This window comes from Paenibacillus sp. TSM33 (genome assembly GCF_056099025.1).
Genome location: NZ_JBLZXB010000013.1, coordinates 86,758 through 105,608, shown reverse-complemented (window position 1 = coordinate 105,608; position 18,851 = coordinate 86,758). Strand labels below are relative to the sequence as shown.

Below are 18,851 nucleotides of genomic sequence, written 5' to 3'. Positions count from 1 at the left end.
TCAAATACCTCTCTATTTGGATGTTTAAATGAATTGACAGAAAAGAATATCCGTCAAAAATATTATACTACATAAGTAAACTATTCCAAAAAAGGATAGTCATCTGTAGCCTGTTTAAACATCTCCCTCCTCCTCAATTTAAATTTGACATATACTCAAATGCTGTTATCCCATAGACACTTTTAAAGTGTTTATTTAAATGAGTTAAATCCACAAAACCATATTCTGCTACTGCTGAATAAATATCTTTATTTTTTTCTACTAACTGCTTTGCACGTTCGATCTTGCTGTTAAGAAAGTATTGGTATGGTGGAATTCCAGTATGAGCATTGAATAATCGGATAAACTGAAATTTCGATAAATTAAGCTCTTTACATATCACGTCAAGTTTAAGTACGTGTTCTACGTTGGTATGAATCATATCCTTCGCTTTTCTTATTAGAACGTTATCTTTCTTATCTTCAGTGGAAAGATTAGTTTGAAAAAGATAATCCGTGAGGGATAAGAGTAATTCACTACACAAAGCCTCATCTTTTTCACTTAATATTGCATTAGAAAAAGCATCACACCATTTTGATAGGATAATTGTAAGCTACCATCCAAGGTATACTCTTGAATACCACGCAACGTTACGCCTACTGCATACTCCTAGTGAGAGTGCTTCTTATATTTAAAGTCAGAAAGACTTGCTGATAGTGCAGTAATACCTGCTGATTTTTTATAATAAATTTGTCCACTTCAATCACCCCTATTAGGTACACCTATATCCATATCATTATGGCAGCATAAGCTAGAAATAAGGCCATTATTACATTAACAATCTTTTTATGTTTCTGTAAAAACTCCTTGAAAATGGACCGAAAAGAACCCATGTCACAAAGGCTAAAAATTAAATAAGACTTATTGCGATAATACTGATCATGATTGCAGGTATTGCGATATAGTGAGGCATAATGAAACTAGGAATTACAGTCATTGTGAATAGTACTACCTTTGGATTTAAAAACTGCATAAAAAAGCCTGACATAAAGGTAACCGTTTGCTTTTCGGTCGGATTGGATGTATCCATTTTATAAACTTGGTATGCGAGATACAACATATAACAGCTTCCGATGATCTACATACAATTAATATTTTCGGTATGATCGTTATTAGCATCGTATTCAATATAGCAGAAATAACAAGTAATAAACCAAAAGCGATGGTTGCTCCATACGTATATTTCATTGCCTTTTTTGCTCCAAAATGATGCACTGTAGATAATATAACGATATTAGTAGGACCTGGTGTAAAAGTAGCAATAAAGCAATAAATTAAAACCGATGTAATATTCATGAGGAAAACTCCTTTTAGCGTATTCTCATGCAATATTACATCTTCAGATAAACGACCATATAGTATGTTATTGCAGGTAAATTTACATAGCCGAATCCCCTCCATTGAAGATGTCATCAATCTTAACGACAACGAACAAAATTATGGTTTATTGTGGTATTATTTTGGATTATTGTTAATACTACAAATCTGAGGAGGGTAATAATGAAGTTACATACCAAATTTTCAAGACAATTATGCCGGAATGTCGATCTCATTTGTGACTTCATGGGAAACAGTTCGGATTTTGTTGTTCGTGAAATCACAGCTGGCCATAAACACGCCGCTCTTTTTTATTTGGACGGAATGACTGACATGCAAAAGGTACAGGACAACGTGATCCGTCCGTTGCATGATCGTGTTTCCTCTGACGAGATTACTTTACCGATATTGAAAAACGCCATTTTGGACATTGGTGAAGCAAGCTTTACTCAAAACTTTGAAGATGCCTTGGAACAGATTCTTTCGGGTGGCCTTCTCCTACTACTGGACGATATGGATGAAGGTCTGGTCATTTCTTTGCCTGGCTGGGAAGAACGCAGCATTACGGACTCGAAGACACAGCCTGTGGTCAGAGGTCCGCAAGAAGCGTTTACAGAAACTTTACGTACGAATACGACTATGGTTCGTCGAAGGGTGAAGGATACAAGAGTACGTCTTACTGCGGTAAAAGTTGGCGAAAAAACCAAGACTGATGTATCTGTTATGTATTTACATGGGGTTGCTGACCCAAAAAAGGTGCAGGACATGATATCCAAGTTAAAGAACATGCATGTAGAAGGTGTGCTTGAAAGCGAATATTTGGAAGAATGTCTCCATGAAGATAAGCAACTCACGATATTTCCTCTCTATTATAATTCTGATCGCCCAGACTCTATTGCAGCAGGAATTATGGAGGGGAAAATTGCAATATTTGTGGATGGATCTCCCTTCGCCATCCTTGCACCTGCGGTGTTTGCAGATTTCCTTCAATCCGCAGAAGATTATTATCAATCCTTTTTTTACAGCAGTATCATTCGAATATTAAGGTACATCTGTCTGGCAATCTGTATGTTGGCTCCGGCCATTTATGTCGCATTAACGACATTCCATCAGGATATGATTCCAACAGTTTTGTTATTAAGCTTATCCGCGCAACGTGAAGGAGTACCGTTTCCAGCATTTATTGAAGCGATGATCATGGAAGTGGTTTTTGAAATCCTGAGGGAGGCAGGTCTTCGTATGCCACGGACGGTCGGTCAAGCCGTTTCTATTGTCGGGTCCATAGTGATCGGTCAGGCAGCTGTAGAAGCAAACATCGTTTCGGCTGTTATGGTCATTGTTGTTGCAATAACTGCCATTTCGAGCTTTGTCATTCCCTCGTACACCTTTGCTATTCCAATCCGGATATTACGCTTCGCTTTCATAGGCATAGCCGCTATGTTTGGTGTGTACGGATTGACAGTTGGTATCCTCATGCTCTTTGTGCATCTGAATGGGCTTCATTCATTCGGTGTACCGTATTTGAGCCCCTTTGCCAATTACAAATCGTCGGAGCAGAGGGATGCCATATTACGTTTTCCATATAGAACTAAAAAACATCGCAAAAATTAAAGGAGGAGACCATCATGAACTCGTATCGATCCACCATTTTATTACTGTTTATGTGCATCTGGCTAATGGTGTTTCTTACGGGTTGCTGGAACAGTAAGGAATTGAGCGCAGTTTCCGTCGTGATGGCTCTGGGCATTGATGCAGTTGATGACCAATATGAAGTCAGTTTACAAGTGGTTGACCCATCGAAAATGTCTCAGAATTCCCCCATGGAACGGACGCCAACGATCGTTTTTTCCAAACGCGCCGATACCATATTTGAAGCTATTCGAAAATTAACTACGGAATCGTCCCGAAAAATGTATATGTCTCACTTAAAGTTTGTCATTTTTGATGAAAAAACGGCAAAAAAAGGAATCAGGGAGCCGCTGGACTTTCTATTTCGTGACCATGAAGTTCGGCCTGATTTCTATTTGGCCGTTGTCAGAGAAAACTCAGCAAAGGAGGCCGTTACTTTTGTAGCTCCAACCGAGGTCTTGCCTGCAATGGATATGTATAAGGCATTAAAGAACTCTGAAAAAGCATGGGCTCCAACCTCCGCAGTCAATGTAAAAGATATTTTGCAGAAATTTACGAAGGATGGCATTGAACCAGTTCTCACCGGTATTCGACTGACAAACCTAGAAAAAGGTCTAACTATTGATAATGTGACAAAGTCGCCCCAACATGTTAAATATTTTTTCACTGGAATTGGTGTTTTCAAGGGCGATCGACTTCTCGATTGGATGGATGATTCGCAAAGTAAAGCCTTTACCTATATATCCAACCGTGTTTCCAGTACCGTAGCTTCCATCAATTGTCCGAATTCCAAAGGAAAATTTGTTGTTGAAGTAATCCGTTCCAAAGTAAAGATACGACCACAAATAATAGACCATGAGCCGCGCATTTCTCTTATTGTGGATACAGAATCCAATATCGGAACGGTCTCGTGCAATGCCAACCTTAAGAATGAAGAGACATTTAGAAATCTTCAAGATACAGCTAAAGAGCATCTGGAACAGTCTTTGAAGGGAGGCATTCGAAACGCACAACAAATGGGTTCCGATATATTCGGATTTGGAGAAGCTTTTCACCGCAAGTTCCCGCGTGAATGGCATAAATGGAAAGAGGATTGGCCACAAAAATTCCAAACACTTAAAGTGGATATTCAGCTCAATTATCGTTTAGTTCGGTTCGGAGACATTACCAGTCCAATTGATATGGGAATACACAATCAGGAGTGAGTGCATATGCTTTATGTTATTCTCGTAAGTTCCATTTTAACATCGTTGTATGATTTTAAAAAATTTAAAGAGAAACAATATGTACGTGAAATTGTATTCAGCTCAATATTGTTGATTATAGGCGTCATATTGATTATCCTACGGATCGTCAGCATTAAACTGCCGACTCCACTGACGGGCATTCAAATCCTATTTCAACCGATAAGCCGGTTACTTACAGAAATGTTATCTTAAGGAGGTATTGGGGTGAATTCCAACTTGACCATTCGACAAGCTATTATGTGGTTTGCATTATATCAAATAGGAAGCGCATATCTGGTACTCCCAGCGGCAATTACCGCTACTGCTAAACAAGATGCCTGGCTCTCCATCCCAGTCTCCTTAGGGTTTCATCTGTTATTGATACCTTTATATGCCTCCATCGCTAGGCAAATACAGGGGAAATCTTTCGTAGAGCATCTCCGTTGCCTCTTCGGTCCTTTTTTGGGCGGGACGATCAGCATCGTTTTCATTTTTTTCTTTCCCTTTCTTGTGTTTATTATGACGCTTCGAAATCTAGGCGACTTTATCACGATAGCTATTATGCCTGAAACTCCCCCAGACGCGATTTATTTCATCATGCTAATAGTTATTTATTTCGCCGTTCGATCAGGCCCTGCTGTAATTGGTCGTTGTGCGGAAATCCTGTTTTTTTTCCTTCTTGTTCTGTACCTTTTGGTCAGGATTACCCTTCTTCCTGAGAGCAACATAGATAATGTGCTCCCTATTTTTGAGTATGGTTTAAACCCTATCGTTCTCGCTTCGTTCAATTTGTTTGCCTTTCCCTATCTTGAGGCATTTCTTTATCTTTTTTTCGCACAGTACATCCCTGATCCAAAAAAGTGGAGAAAGACAGTGATAACGTGTGCTTTGATTAGCGGCGGCATGTATTTTTTCATGGTTCTACAAATAATCGCCGTGATGAGTGAAGGTGTTGTATCTAATTTGACGTTTCCTACTTTTTTTATTAACCGAACAATCAGTAGCGGAGAGTTTCTTCAACGGTTTGAAATTTTTGTTGCCGTGTTTTGGTTTGTCACCATTTTTTTCCGACTCGCACTGCTTTTATATGTGTCAGCGCAAGGGCTTGCAGATGCTTTTCGTCTTCGAAGCGCTAACTCCCTCTTAGTTCCTCTGATCCTAATCGCAATAGCAATGGTTCATTCTATTTGGCCAAACATGCAATTTATAACCATGTTTTTCTCAGTATGGCCTTTTTACGCCATGATTTTCGGTATCGTGTTTCCAATTGTGCTATGGCTGGTGGGTAAAGTAGGCGGATCGTTGAAATTCCGTAAAAAGTATCACTAAAGTTGCGTTGGCCGTATGAACATACGGTCCTCAAATAAACTTTTTGTACTCATGATTGCAATTTAGCAAGAAGTAGCTCCAGTTCCTCCTTCTCAAGATGTCTCCATTGCCCACGTTCCAGATAATCCAAGGTAATATTCATAATTCGAACACGCTCCAGCTTTAGCACCCGGTAGCCCAAAGCCTTGCACATTCTGCGAATTTGCAGGTTTAGACCCTGTGTCAAAATAATGCGAAACTCGTGTTCACTTGTACGATCAACCTTGCACGGTTTTGTAATGTCGTTCAATATTTCAACGCCGCGAGACATGGTCTGTGTAAATTCATCTGTAACAGGTTTGTCTACAGTCACCACATATTCCTTCTCATGACCATGCTCGGAACGCATCATTTGATTGACAATGCTTCCATCGTTGGTTAATAAAATAAGTCCCTCTGACGCTTTGTCCAACCTGCCTATGGCAAAAATACGTGAAGGATAATTGACATAATTGATAATATTCCCAGCCACCTGTTCCGCTGCCGTACATACAATGCCGATAGGCTTATTCAGTGCCAAATATACGGGTTCACTACGGTTAACTGGGATAGCTTCCCCATCAATTAACACGATATCGTGTGGCTCTACTTCTGCGCCCGCTTCACATATGCTACCATTAATTGTAATCCGCCCTGCTGCAATCAGCCTGTTCGTTTCCCGACGTGAGCATAATCCTGTCTCACTAATGTACTTGTTAATTCGCATGATTCACTTCCTTTACATCGTAGCATCAGATTTATAGATAACTATAGAGAGTAAATCTATATTGTTTTATTAAAAAACATCTGATTACATATGCATAATCAGATGTTCGACTTTGAAAACAACCCTATACATGCTCGGCTTACTTACTTCTGCCGCCTCGATTCCCACTTGGCTTGGCAGCGCCGCCTTTTACAGCTCCGGCCGCTGTATTTCCAGGTGCACCGGTAGCAGCACTTTTTCTTCTTACTGGCTTCGCTGTTTTGTTCCACCGTGTCCAGCCTTTACTTCCCGTACCTCTTCCGGTTCCGCCACCCTTACTTTTTCCACCCATATTATAATCACTCCATGACTAGTCGTTCAGATTTAACTAAGCTATCATACCATTACTTTGAACATAATGCCCATTTGTTTTAAAAACAGAAGCACTGAATTGAAAATATTTATGTATACCAGTCCTGATCTACTATAAATCTGCGATAAGTAGCATTTATCGTTTCTTATAGTTATATTTTTTTGATTTATAGATTTTAACTTCGCAAAATTAGGTGCCAAAAAAAGGACAGCATAATCATGTGAAAGCTCACACATGTTAGTCTCTGGGCGAAAAAAATGTTTACTTAAATTCCTTTAAAGGATAATTTTATCCGAAAATGAGGGTGTTAAATGAGTACTGATGTAAAGTTATATGTGGCTCGCCACGGTATTGGAACTGGTAATGAGCCAGATGCTCCACTCAGTTCAGATGGCTTTAATCAGGCTGAACAGTTAGCTGATTTTCTGTCCCAAATGAAAGATTTACATGTAGACCATTTGATTTCCAGTCCATATACGCGAGCCTGGCAGACTGCGGAAATCATCGAAGAAAGATTAAAAATTAAAATTAGTCCGCCTGGAAACCGCCTTAGAGAGCAAGGAGTAAGAGGCATTACCGAAGAGGAATCGGATGAAATGGTTATCACTCGGGTCACTTCCCTAACGGAAGAACTGCTGAAAAGCGATCAACACACCTTTCTGTTAGTCACCCATCGCTTGATCCTAACACTTCTGTTGCATCACTATGCTCCAGATTTTGTTCTGGAGGAAATAACAAATCCGGATCTCTATCTTTTAACGTTTCGTGATGGAAAGTGCCAGGTGAAGCGTTTGTGGAATACGATGCAGCCTGTTGTAGTTTAATTCAAAAAACTGGGAGGTAAACTAATTATGCAAGGAATGCTGGAAAGAAGTCGCATCACTACTGTTACCAAACCGGATGTATCCAACATGTCTCTTTGTATCGATAATGTGAAGAAGGCTGTGCTCTCCAATCTTCAGGGACCGTCAGATCCTACAGACTATCATCAACTGATGGGAAGACTCCACGCGGCCAAAGCCAAGCTGCCTAAAATATATCAAGAAACGGTTGCAAGTCCGTTTATTAAAGAACTGGACGAGCTCGGGCAACAAGGCTTCACTGAAATTTTAATTCAGGACCCAAGCAGAACTAGAGCTGCTGGACTCATGCTGGATATCGCTCAGAGCATTTTGCAAAATGGAGAAGGCTACAATGTCCTCGCGACCGATGCTTTTCAGGAAATTGTGAGCGACCTATACGACGGTTTTCTTAGCGCAGAAGATCGCCAAGGAATAAAAGAACCAGATCTCAGCATCATTCCAGCTCTTGTAAAATGGGGAGCGCCGGAAAATGGCCCATACACATGGCCCGCTGATGCCACAGCTGTATTTAAAGTGCAAGCAGCTATAGTTAGCCTTCCTCCTGCACATGCGACAAACGGTCTAATGGCTTGGTCCAGTATCCCGCATGAAGTATGTGGTCATGATATTTTGCATGCTGATCTGGGTCTACTTCAAGAGTTGGCCAATGTCGTCAGAAACAGATTAAACAGCGAAAATATTGGACAAGGGCTACCGGACTACTGGGCTTCTCGCATCGATGAAACCGCGTCTGATGTATTGGGTGTCCTAAATTTGGGACCAGCAGCTGCCATTGGTTTAGTCGCTTATTTTCGGGGTATGAATGCCGCATTTTCCGGCAGAGCTCAGCTTCGAAATGAGGGACCTGCCCGTGATCCACACGCCGCAGATATTTTACGGGGATACTTGGGTGCCTACGCCACTGCACTGTTGGAATTTGACCAAGCTGGAGTATGGGCGGAAATCATTGAATCGGAAACCGACAAGGATTTGTCCAATATTAAACTTAACGGCAGAGCTATCGACGCTAACACGGCAAAACGTTCTGCACGTATTGTGGCAGAAGCCATTATGAAGACTAAACTTATAAGCCTCGAAAACCACAGTCTGGATGAAATCCAGAACTGGAGAAACGAGGATGAGAGCGTCGCCGCACATTTACGAACCTTGCTGCAAACTACAGGTTCGCTTACTGACGAGCACCGTTCCGGCTTCTACGCTGCGCATGTGGTAGCTGCTGCTATCACCGAGGGTCTTTCTCGCGAAGCGGATCTGCAAGTTATATTTAATCGGATGATATCGCTGTTAAAGCTGATGCACGACACAAATCCTGCTTGGGGACCACTTTTCGTACAACATCCCGGCGACATTTCACGTCATCTGCTCTATCATCCAGCCTCTCCAAACTTGATTTCCATCTAGCCAATCCATAATCATAACCCGCCAAAAGTTTGTTTAAGGGCGGCGGGTTACTTTCCTTTAAAAGACGCTCCCCCTTAACGGCTACGTGTTAGCATGTCAGTAAGAGTGTATTTTTGCTTGTGCACAGGTTAATAATGAAATAAGAAATTAGCCTGTAAAAAATCAGCCAAAAGGGAATGACGCAGATGTCAGTTGATGTTTATCTTAACTTTAATGGAAACTGTCGCGAGGCAGCAGAATTTTACGCACATGTTTTTGGGACTGAGAAACCAAAGATCATGACGTTCGGGGAAGCACCGCCCAACCCCGATTATCCTCTACCAGAAGAAGCCAAAAATCTGGTCATGCATACGCGGCTTCAAATTGATGGAAGTAATGTGATGTTTTCAGACGTTTTTCCTGGTATGCCTTTTGTTGCGGGAAACAACATCAGTCTTGCCATCGTCAATAAGGATGAGGAGAGAATTCATTCGTACTTTCATAAGTTAAAAGAAGGCGGAACCGTAAATATGGAGCTTCAAGAAACATTCTGGAGCAAATGTTATGGCAGCCTTAAAGATAGGTTCGGAATTGAATGGCAATTAAGTTATGATAACGGAATGACCGACAGTTAAGCCCCCGCAAGCTATTCTAATTGAATGCTTTGTGAGGGCTTAATATCTATCAGTCACAACCTTGGAATTCTTCCAAAACCTTGGATTTGTCTCCGTGGACCTTTTCCAGGTGATCCTCTCCCCAATAGCATAAATGGTCTAGCGCGGATTTTAATCCCCAGCCGTACTGCGTTAACTCATACTCCACTTTAGGTGGGATTTCATTAAAAACCTTTCGTGTAACAATCTCATCCTTTTCCAGGCTTCTGAGCTGAGTGGTCAGCATTTTTTGTGTAATGCCGGGCATTAACCGACGAAACTCAGACGTACGTTTCCGTCCTGTCATCAGATGGTAGATAATTAAAGGCTTCCATTTTCCTCCCATTACCTCTAAGGCCGCTTCCACTCCAACTTGATACTTCTTTTGTACCTTATTTTTGGTCTGTTCATTCATTACTTAATCCTCCTTTAGAAGGCTACGTTTGCTCAGAACAATCCATCACTTCAATTCCTTACTCAGGTCAGTTTCTAGGGAATCTACCTAGGGCACTTCCATGTTCCTATGGCACCTGTATCATCCTATAGAACTTAAAAGTGCGTACTTTCAGATTATTTTCCTACTGTTTATAATAACAGCAAGCATTGAACATGACTAGAAGTTAGCTATTGAGAAAGGTAGTGAATAAACATGAAAGTATTAAGCGTTGTTTCACACCCGAGAAAAGATTCCTTGACCTTTAAGGTTGCCGATCGTTTCGTACAAGGTCTTGCCGATGCAGGCCACGATTATGAGATATTGGATTTGCATGGGATTGGTTTTGATCCTGTTTTAAAAGGAGTAGATGAACCGGATTGGTCCGTTGCGGAACAGTCCTTTTCCCCTGAAGTAGAAAAGGAAATAAAGCGGATGAAGGAGCATGATGCATTGGCATTTATTTTTCCACTTTGGTGGTGGCATTTGCCAGCTATGCTGAAGGGGTATATTGACCGTGTTTGGAACAATGGGTTTGCGTACGGTTCGAATTACCTTCATCATCAGCATATCTTATGGATTGGCTTGGCTGGCGTTTCGAAAGAACAGCTAAAAAAACGTAACTATGATGAAATGATTACTCATTTGCTGAATGTGGGTATCGCGGATTATTGCGGTGTTTCCAATTCCAAGGTTGAATTCTTGGATGAGACTCTGGGTTCAAATTCCGGTCATTATGAAATACTGCTAGACCAAGCTTATCGCTTGGGTTTGAATTATGGCAAGGACTAGGCTTTATTTACAAGCCGCTAACTCAGCCATATTTTCCATGTGCATGGGTTAGCGGCTTTTCCATTCATATAATATTAACTGGCCTTCGACAATAAATAGAGGAAATAAGGGGTAACCAGGATAGTGATTATGATTCCGGTTGGAATATCAGCACCAAAACTGATCGTCCGTGTAAGTGTGTCAGCAATTAATATGACCAGTGCACCAACCATTGCAGTGGTAGGTAATAGTAGCTTATGATTGGGACCTACCAGCCTGCGAGCCATATGAGGACTAACCATCCCCACAAAAAAGAAATTTCCGCCAAGTGCCACGCTACCAGAAGCCAGAGCCACTGCTGCGATCGTCAAGCCGATAAATTCCTTTTTTATGGCTACGCCGAGCCCCGATGCTGTCTGATTTCCCAAATTCAGCGTATTGAGTGTGTTAGACCTGTAAAAAACGTAAAGGCTGATGATCAACACCCAGGGGAGCAGCACCATAATATAGCTCCAGTCATCCCCCCAAAGATCTCCAGCTTGCCAACGCAGAGCAAAATCATACTGTTGTTTGTCTAGTCGAAGCGTCAGCAACAGCGACAATGCGCTATAGCCACTCCCCATAGCAACACCCGTTAAAATTAGGCCTGTAGGTGAAATGTCTCTTCCCCGCCTAAAAGCAAACATAAAAATCAAAAATGCTGCTGTGAGCCCGCCTGCAAAGGCCAGCCCTGGAAGAATAATAGGCGATAGTAATCCCTCACTAGCGAACAGCGTAATATATAAAAGCACGAATAACCCCGAGCCCGAGCTGATGCCTAGTGTCCCCGGACTGGCCATGTCGTTTTTGAGCAAGCTTTGCATAATACAACCTGATATCCCCATGCCAATACCCACTAATACGGAAAGCACAATACGTGGCAGTCGAAATTCAAATACGATCAGGTTCTGCTTGTTCGTTCCTTCGCCGATGATGACCTTGAAAACTTCGAGTGGGGACAGATTCATTTTCCCGACATTCATGCTGAGTACAGCAACCAGCAGTGTCAACACGGTTAACAGTAAAATAATGCTTATAGCCCTGCTATTGCGGGACAGTTTCAACTAAACTCCCTCCTTTGCTCGCGCACAAGGTAGAGAAAATAGGGTACGCCCACCAAAGCAAAAATAATACCCAGCGGCGTTTCATGAGGGCGATTAACCATTCGCCCCAGCAAATCTGCTGCCAGTAGAAAGACTGCTCCATACAGCGCTGAGGCGGGAATAATATATCGATAATCTGTACCGACCAAATAGCGCATAATGTGTGGCACGATCAAACCCACGAAGCCAACAGGACCGACAACAACAACCGATATTCCCGTTAGAATCAATACGATTAGGGTTGAAAACAGTTTAATTCTATTCGCTCGGATTCCCAAGCCTGATGCCACCTCTTCTCCAAAGCTCAAGATCGTAATGGAGGGAGACAGAGCGATAGCACAAACCAAGCCCACTATAAATAGTGGTGAAATGAAAGCCAGTTCACTCCACTTGGCACTGGCTGTACCACCAGCAGACCAATAATCAAGGGCTTGACCAATCTCATACTTAATAGCGAGAAAAGTGCTAAACGCACCAAAGAGCATAGAGATGGACATTCCTGCTAGCACTAGGCGCTGAGGCGTCATTCCCCGCTTGCCTATAGATGCGATATAGTACGTAATTCCTGTGGTGATTGCTGCCCCCAAACAAGAATACAGCATAGTTTCGCCGTAGGTGCGACCTGGTAAAAAGGCCATACATAGCGCAATAGCAAAAGTTGAGCCTGAGCTTATACCAATAAGTCCCGAGTCGGCCAATGGATTACGAGTGGTTCCCTGCATAATCGCCCCGCACACAGCTAAGCTGCACCCTACAATGATGTCCGCCACAGTGCGTGGAAAACGCAAAGTGTGAATAATTTGGTGTTCCGTAATATTGGGATCAAATTGAAATACGGCCCCCCACGCCAGCTCCAAGCTCATCTCCGCAGCACCAAAGGTGATGGATGCTGCGGAAACTACCAAGAGCAGGAACACGCCCACGATCATGTAGCTTACAAAATGAAATATTCCTTTTTTATTTCGTTCTTTGTGAGTAGACATCGATTACACCCTTAGTTGGTCAATTATGCATCGTTACTTCGTCTGTTCCAGTAATTTTCCAATAATATAATCTAGCTGTCCTGTCATACTAGCAACGTCTGAATAATAGAACAATCCTGCATATTTCGCTGGAATTTCGATGATGTGTCCATTTTTGACGGCTGGAATACTGCTCCAGATTTTGGTCTTCGCATACTCAGATTCCTTACCTTCCTGCTTAAACCACAGGACATAATCGCCAAAGTATTCAGCAGCTACCTCATAGGATAAAGAACCTCTCCCCTCTCCAGAATTTTTAACCAATGTGTTGAGCTTTTCAGGTTTGTGAAGGCCTAGATAATCGTAAAGCAACGTTCCTCCACGTGAGCCTGTTTCATAATATATTCCGTAAGATCTACTGCCCCAGTCCTCGAAGACGCTAAACGTTTTGTCCTTGAATATGTCGGAATTTAATTTTTCTTTGGCCTGACTCAGCTTATTTTCAAACTCTGAAATCACTTTGTCCGCCTCGGTTTCATGTCCTGTGGCCTGGCCAAGGAATTTCAACCGTTCCACAGACGTCATCTTACCCTCAGGTATTACAAGAACAGGCGCAATTTTGGACAGCTTATCATAATCCTTTGTATCATATGTAATGATGAGATCTGGATCGTACTTCATAATTTCCTCGGTCTCCCACTTTTCAATAACAGGAATCCCGTTAAACTTATCGTAAAAAGGCATGGTTTCTTGTTTCCAACCGAATACCGCAGCCGGCTTGATTCCCAGCGTGAATACATCGCCAATATACCAGTTCACCACTACTCGTTGGGGATTAGCGGGCACCTTTACATCTCCTTTTATCGTAGACACTGTACGTGTACCAGACTCACCACTTGCTTCTTTCTTCGCCGAAGATGCAGGTTGAGCAGATGAATCTGAGGAACTGCCTGCATTGCCACATCCTGAAATAACGAAGATCATTGCGAATAGTGCGCATAAAATCATATGAAATTTCTTATTCATGATACGATGCATGTTATAAATTCTCCTTTGAATATAGTAATTGCAGAGTTCACATAAAATTAGTGATACTGATAATCATTATCAATAATATAAAATTGTAAATTTCTCCTCTGTTATTGTCAACTGTTTCTTTAAGTTTTGTTTACTTTAATGGGTTCTCCAACGTTCCCCTTCTATTTGCTTCATGCCATTCCTGATAGATTCCTCCTATTTCATAAAATGCTTTATTCATTGCATTGGTTAGCTCCGTCCTAATCTCCTTGGTATATTTTAAATGAGTATTTTTGTTATCCACTTTATATTTACGAAGCAAATTTAGATGAGCAATGATGTGAATCGTATCTTCGATGATCCAATACATCACATCCTCTACATCTTTCGTAAGCTTATTTAGCATCTGTACGCCTCTTTCATACATTTGGAGCGTGTACCCCCGTTTGCCAACTTTCACATACGGACTCAGGTCATCATAAAAATCCGTACGGAAAGGTCTTCTTACATATTGTTCATACTGTTCTTCGTACATCGAAGTTTGTTCAAGCAGCTTAATGGTCATATCTATGATTTCTTGTTCGTTATATATTTGTTTCATTAGATTTCAACTTCCTTTCACGATCTTCAACTCATTTTATCCGACTAAATGACACATAAAAGATTGTTACATAACATTCCATTATAAGTGATGCAATAAGATGCCAAATTATTTTTTTACCAACCATTAACAATTCTTTTTGCTGCAAACGATAATTAGAATAGAGGAGATTTTCCTCGATATTTCAAACTAAAGGGGACAGGCAAATGAATAGAATATGGACGAAAGCATCGGCTATTTTATTGGTAGTGGTATCCCTGATCTTCAATGGAACATACGCGCTCGCAGCTTCAGCAACATCAACGTATATCGTTACTTTTCAACAAGCAACCCTGGTATCGAATGACCATGTAGGCAACGATTGGGCCATCGCTGCTCAGGTGGCTGGTCAGTCCATTAGTGAAGGTAACAGCGTAAAAGTAAAGGCCAAGTCGGGTGGCAGTATTAAGCTATATGCGTACGCTGAGGAACAAGACAAAATTCCTGATGTAGGCGAAGCCACTAAAAATATAAAGGTCTCTTCGGTTTCTACCAAAGGTTCTACCGTTAAGTTAAGAGTCACTGTTACTGAAAATCGCGGACGATACTCAGGTCACCAAACCGTTTGGGAATTCACCTATAAGATGAAGAAACAATCATAAAACACTATAAATAGACCGTCACTCCCATGAGTGGCGGTCTTCATATTTTACAAATCAGGACAACTAGGTAGATACCATTTCGGGACATAGGTTTGAAAGTAATCATATGCCTCCAAAACCTCTTCAGCTCGTTGTACCATATCGTCTACCTCTTCTTTGCCAAATGGAATGGCCCAGGGAATCGATGAAAGCTGATTGCTTGCAATATACAGTGCCATTAATCTAAAAAATAAATCCGGCACATCATTATTGAAATAACCGTGAATACGGCCTGAAGCAAATAATAGGCTTAATCCTGCACACCAGGTAATACGGTTGAATTCTTCCCAGGGATCTCCATAATCCTGTCTATTGAAATCAATGATCCCCAGTTCACCTGATGGGGTAACTACCATATTGCCGACATGATAATCTCCATGCTGAAATGTCTGGGGGCGATTTTCTAATAGATGACGGTTTTGCTCGATAAAGCTTATCGTTTGATCTGCTCCCTTTAAAGGAATACCGCATGACTTATAGTTTCTGATATATCTGTTGATTTTGGTATTATAATGTTCAGCCCATGGGATCAGGTCTTGCTCCGCGTGAATCTCATGCAATTTAGCCAATACTTCACCTGCCTGAACTCCGAGTTGATACTGTTGTTCGGCATTTAACGTGGGGATAACTCCTTCAGCATCGTTCCCGTTGACCCAGGTAAATAAAGAATATATCGACTGTCCGTTGTTGCACAACCCAAAACCAAGCGGACGGGAGATTAGAACATTATCTATATGATCCAGCTTTTTTATGGATTCAAATTCTCGCTGTTTCTTGTCATATTGGGTGATATCCGAAATTCTCAACAGTAACTCCCTACCGTCAGTGGTTTGAATATGATATTTGATGTCACTTGACCAGCCTTTATGAATTTCTTGCACGATGCTCCATGTGCTGGCACCCGGAATTTCACTCACAAGTTGACTCACGCTCGCATCCCCCCACGCTAATAATAGACTTGCTTACTATACCTTCCATAGTTTACCTTCAAAATGAGAAAGGAATCAATCTTCTTGCCAGCATAAACCCAAATAAAAAAGGCTGAAAAGACAAACTGTCTTTTCAACCCGAATATAAAGTGAGTTGTTACCATAAATACCCACCACTTCTACCAGCAGTTTAGTAAGAATAAGAGAACTCATTTTTAAATTCGTCTACCTGTTGAATGGTTTTCAAAATATTCCGGCCTTCACGGGTGCCATCAATAATACGACGCGCTTGTTTGCTGTCTCCAATGTTTATAACTTCCACTTGATGCTCTTTGCCATATTGAAGCAAGCTATCCATCAGTGGAGTGTATGAACGCATACCCAAACATACGAATCCGAGATCAAAAGGAATCTCAAACACCTGTTCTCCACGCTTTACTTTGAAGCGGTCGCTGCACACTTCCGTCAAAGCCGTCTCTGTATGGACGTTTACTTCCCGTTCCTCCACCATTTTCATCATTGAAATGCGGGTAATCATATCCAGATCCTTACCCAATAAAGGCATCATTTCAATGATAGAAACTTCTTTAGCCCCGCGCTCTGCATAATATTCTACAACATCCAGTCCCACGGCTCCGCCACCCACTACAGCAATACGTTTGCCTTCAAACTCTTGAAAGTTCTCCATATTGTTCAACAGATCAAAGATAGAAAATACTTTTGTACCCGGATTTCCTAGTTGATCGTGCAGACCTGCAATCGGGGGAAGCAGTGGCTTGGCGCCAGTTGCATTGACAATAATATCAGGGTTCAGAGCACTAATCATCGACAGATCTGCTCGTGTGCCTGTGACAATATTCAGATTGGTTAATTGCTTCGTGCGCTGAATCAGATAATCTGGGAAGTCATTGATGCGCGTTTTGTCTGGTAAGCGTGCAATATCACGCGCAAGGCCACCCAGTTCTGCCTTTTCTTCAAAGAGGGTTACTTGGCAGCCTACCTCAGCCGCTGTACAGGCCGCTTCCATTCCCGCGGTACCCCCACCGATCACAACGACTTGAACATTGTTTCTAACTCGTTGTTTCCGGTATTCGGATTCCTTGAACAGATCTGGATTTACCGTACAGCAAATCGGTTTACTTTTGGAGATACGGTGATCGGCACAACCAATGTTGCAGGAGATGCATTTTCTAAGCAAATGCTCGTAGCCGTTTTGCACTTTGAGCACCCAGTTCGGTTCTGCGATCAAGCCTCTGCCCATTGCCAGAAGATCAGCGTCACCTCTTGCCAAGATATCCTGCGCAGCCTGTGGACTCCGTATATTACCTGAGGTCATTGTGACCTTTCCGAATTTTTCTTTTACCGCTTTGGCCATATAAGACCGCCAACCATCTGGCAGGTTCATGCCGTCAATCTGGTACTGAATGGAATCATTTAGAGCTGCGGAAACGTTCAAAATATCTACCTCATCATTGAGATACTCCAGTAACTCCAGTGTATCTTCCAAGGTATTCCCACCTTCTGTGAATTCCTCTGCACTAAAACGTAAGCAAATAGGGAAGAATGGACCCACTACTGAACGAATTTCATCAATGACTAATCTGGCAAAACGGGTACGGTTTTCCGCGCTGCCGCCAAATTCATCCGTACGTTTATTGTACACCGGCGAAAGAAACTGACTCAGCAAGTAGGAATGTCCCGCGTGAATTTCAACACAGTCAAATCCTGCTCGCTGTGCTCTTCCCGCTGCTTCTCCGTATTTACGCACAATGGCGTAAATTTCTTCTATTTGCAAAGGTCTTGGAATTGCTCCACCCTTTTTAGAAGGAATATTCGAAGCGGATACGGGCTGAACTCCGTTCAGTCGTCCCGCATAAGCCGAAGCACCGGCATGGTTAATTTGTACAGAAACACATGCCCCATAAGAGTGCAGGGCTTCTGTTAATCTAAACAGTCCAGGAATAAACTGATCATTATCCATCCGCAGCTGGGTTGTCCCGTTCGTTCCCATGGGGAAATCCAGACAAACATTTTCTACTGTGATCAGGCCGGTCCCTCCTTTGGCCCGTTGCACGTAATAGTCAATATGATCCTGAACAAAGCTTCCATCCATGGCAGCAAAGTTGGTTCCCATCGGGGGCATTACAATCCGATTCTTCAAGGTCATGCGCCGTATAGTCAGAGGTTCAAAGATCGCAGGATAGTGGTTCATTGTTCTTCCTCCTTGCAGGTTTGCAGATTTCATTTTCAAGTTTCATTACCATAACTCATATATGTGATTTTTTTCACTTTAAAGAATATCGAAGTTTTGTTGAGTACGATCATTCCTTATGACTTGATTTTATATTATTCGATCTATAAATTCTAATGCTATTTTATGCGCTGAATCATAGTTTCAGTCTATAGATAAAATATAGTGCTATATAAAAAAAGGAACCATCCTTTGAGAAATGTTCCTTTCAGCTTAAACCTAAATCATGCTCTTATTCGTTATTCACCTATGTATCCGTTCTTTTGAAGCCATAGGGTCTACGCTCCAATATACCTTCCCTGACATATCTGTCCAGCAGTTCACACATTTTCTCCTTGTTCCAGCCATTCGTTCACATAAACGCTGTGCAGATAGCGTGTATTCGTCCCAAAAGCCCAAAATAGCCATATCTCTTGCACGCGAGTATCCCCACTCTTGATTTTCTTCTGTCGAAGTATTGAACTGTGCTAACGATTGGTTTATCCCCTTATGCCTCATTGCTATTCTCCTTCCTCCGATCTATCACGAGATG

Annotated in this window: 18 protein-coding genes and 2 pseudogenes; 8 read left to right on the top strand and 12 right to left on the bottom strand. The window is 41.9% G+C overall.

The window, feature by feature from the left end; all coding sequences use genetic code 11:
- Nucleotides 1-133 precede the first annotated feature (133 nt).
- Together ACN6NF_RS11510 and ACN6NF_RS11505 are read right to left on the bottom strand one after the other, a co-directional pair.
- A pseudogene (locus tag ACN6NF_RS11510) lies at nt 134-729 on the bottom strand (helix-turn-helix domain-containing protein).
- Between the two features lie 32 nt (nt 730-761).
- Nucleotides 762-1,335 (bottom strand): annotated as a pseudogene (locus tag ACN6NF_RS11505) (LysE family translocator).
- 204 nt (nt 1,336-1,539) lie between these two features.
- Between ACN6NF_RS11505 and ACN6NF_RS11500 the strand changes: the two are divergent.
- The 3 genes from ACN6NF_RS11500 (at nt 1,540) to ACN6NF_RS11490 (ending at nt 5,540) form a co-directional block, all read left to right on the top strand.
- The gene (locus ACN6NF_RS11500) at nt 1,540-2,967 is read left to right on the top strand and encodes a spore germination protein (protein WP_474317783.1); all 1,428 of its coding nucleotides are present in this window, start codon (nt 1,540-1,542) and stop codon (nt 2,965-2,967) included.
- Nucleotides 2,968-2,981: 14 nt separating this feature from the next.
- Complete coding sequence (locus tag ACN6NF_RS11495) at nt 2,982-4,190, top strand: Ger(x)C family spore germination protein (protein WP_474317782.1); 1,209 nt, start codon at nt 2,982-2,984, stop codon at nt 4,188-4,190.
- 246 nt (nt 4,191-4,436) lie between these two features.
- On the top strand, nt 4,437-5,540 hold the full coding sequence (locus ACN6NF_RS11490) for a GerAB/ArcD/ProY family transporter (RefSeq protein WP_474317781.1): 1,104 nt from the start codon (nt 4,437-4,439) through the stop codon (nt 5,538-5,540).
- A 49-nt stretch (nt 5,541-5,589) separates the two neighbouring features.
- Here ACN6NF_RS11490 and ACN6NF_RS11485 read toward each other — a convergent pair whose 3' ends face one another.
- Entirely contained in the window at nt 5,590-6,285 is a 696-nt protein-coding gene (locus tag ACN6NF_RS11485) for a pseudouridine synthase (protein WP_474317779.1), read from the bottom strand.
- 139 nt (nt 6,286-6,424) lie between these two features.
- The gene (locus ACN6NF_RS11480) at nt 6,425-6,616 is read right to left on the bottom strand and encodes a DUF3934 family protein (protein WP_474317778.1); all 192 of its coding nucleotides are present in this window, start codon (nt 6,614-6,616) and stop codon (nt 6,425-6,427) included.
- Between the two features lie 332 nt (nt 6,617-6,948).
- Here ACN6NF_RS11480 and ACN6NF_RS11475 point away from each other — a divergent pair, with 332 nt between their 5' ends.
- The 3 genes from ACN6NF_RS11475 (at nt 6,949) to ACN6NF_RS11465 (ending at nt 9,515) form a co-directional block, all read left to right on the top strand.
- Nucleotides 6,949-7,461 (top strand): histidine phosphatase family protein, encoded by a 513-nt coding sequence (locus ACN6NF_RS11475; RefSeq protein WP_474317776.1) that lies wholly within the window; start codon nt 6,949-6,951, stop codon nt 7,459-7,461.
- A gap of 27 nt (nt 7,462-7,488) precedes the next feature.
- Entirely contained in the window at nt 7,489-8,901 is a 1,413-nt protein-coding gene (locus tag ACN6NF_RS11470) for a hypothetical protein (RefSeq protein WP_474317774.1), read from the top strand.
- Nucleotides 8,902-9,086: 185 nt separating this feature from the next.
- Nucleotides 9,087-9,515 (top strand): VOC family protein, encoded by a 429-nt coding sequence (locus ACN6NF_RS11465; protein ID WP_474317773.1) that lies wholly within the window; start codon nt 9,087-9,089, stop codon nt 9,513-9,515.
- 49 nt (nt 9,516-9,564) lie between these two features.
- On the opposite strand, the gene ACN6NF_RS11460 is transcribed toward ACN6NF_RS11465, so the two are convergent.
- Complete coding sequence (locus ACN6NF_RS11460; protein WP_474317772.1) at nt 9,565-9,948, bottom strand: winged helix-turn-helix transcriptional regulator; 384 nt, start codon at nt 9,946-9,948, stop codon at nt 9,565-9,567.
- A 234-nt stretch (nt 9,949-10,182) separates the two neighbouring features.
- On the opposite strand from ACN6NF_RS11460, the gene ACN6NF_RS11455 reads away from it, so the two are divergent.
- On the top strand, nt 10,183-10,758 hold the full coding sequence (locus ACN6NF_RS11455) for an NAD(P)H oxidoreductase (RefSeq protein WP_474317771.1): 576 nt from the start codon (nt 10,183-10,185) through the stop codon (nt 10,756-10,758).
- Between the two features lie 74 nt (nt 10,759-10,832).
- On the opposite strand, the gene ACN6NF_RS11450 is transcribed toward ACN6NF_RS11455, so the two are convergent.
- The 4 genes from ACN6NF_RS11450 to ACN6NF_RS11435 form a co-directional block, all read right to left on the bottom strand.
- On the bottom strand, nt 10,833-11,840 hold the full coding sequence (locus tag ACN6NF_RS11450; RefSeq protein WP_474317769.1) for a FecCD family ABC transporter permease: 1,008 nt from the start codon (nt 11,838-11,840) through the stop codon (nt 10,833-10,835).
- The gene (locus ACN6NF_RS11445; protein WP_474317767.1) at nt 11,837-12,862 is read right to left on the bottom strand and encodes a FecCD family ABC transporter permease; all 1,026 of its coding nucleotides are present in this window, start codon (nt 12,860-12,862) and stop codon (nt 11,837-11,839) included. Before ACN6NF_RS11445 ends, ACN6NF_RS11450 begins: the two co-directional genes overlap by 4 nt.
- A 33-nt stretch (nt 12,863-12,895) precedes the next feature.
- Nucleotides 12,896-13,879 (bottom strand): ABC transporter substrate-binding protein, encoded by a 984-nt coding sequence (locus tag ACN6NF_RS11440; RefSeq protein ID WP_474317765.1) that lies wholly within the window; start codon nt 13,877-13,879, stop codon nt 12,896-12,898.
- A gap of 130 nt (nt 13,880-14,009) precedes the next feature.
- Nucleotides 14,010-14,459 carry an Imm63 family immunity protein gene (locus tag ACN6NF_RS11435; RefSeq protein ID WP_307354136.1) on the bottom strand — a complete coding sequence of 150 codons (450 nt, stop codon included), beginning with the start codon at nt 14,457-14,459 and terminating at the stop codon, nt 14,010-14,012.
- A gap of 206 nt (nt 14,460-14,665) precedes the next feature.
- Here ACN6NF_RS11435 and ACN6NF_RS11430 point away from each other — a divergent pair, with 206 nt between their 5' ends.
- Nucleotides 14,666-15,100 (top strand): hypothetical protein, encoded by a 435-nt coding sequence (locus tag ACN6NF_RS11430; protein ID WP_474317763.1) that lies wholly within the window; start codon nt 14,666-14,668, stop codon nt 15,098-15,100.
- A gap of 47 nt (nt 15,101-15,147) precedes the next feature.
- On the opposite strand, the gene ACN6NF_RS11425 is transcribed toward ACN6NF_RS11430, so the two are convergent.
- The 3 genes from ACN6NF_RS11425 to ACN6NF_RS11415 all read right to left on the bottom strand — a co-directional run bounded on the left by ACN6NF_RS11425 (nt 15,148) and on the right by ACN6NF_RS11415 (nt 18,817).
- Nucleotides 15,148-16,068, bottom strand: coding sequence for an aminoglycoside phosphotransferase family protein (locus tag ACN6NF_RS11425; protein WP_474317762.1), 921 nt, complete (start codon nt 16,066-16,068; stop codon nt 15,148-15,150).
- 190 nt (nt 16,069-16,258) lie between these two features.
- Complete coding sequence (locus ACN6NF_RS11420; protein ID WP_474317760.1) at nt 16,259-18,280, bottom strand: oxidoreductase; 2,022 nt, start codon at nt 18,278-18,280, stop codon at nt 16,259-16,261.
- 282 nt (nt 18,281-18,562) lie between these two features.
- Nucleotides 18,563-18,817 (bottom strand): hypothetical protein, encoded by a 255-nt coding sequence (locus ACN6NF_RS11415; RefSeq protein ID WP_474317758.1) that lies wholly within the window; start codon nt 18,815-18,817, stop codon nt 18,563-18,565.
- Nucleotides 18,818-18,851: the final 34 nt, after the last annotated feature.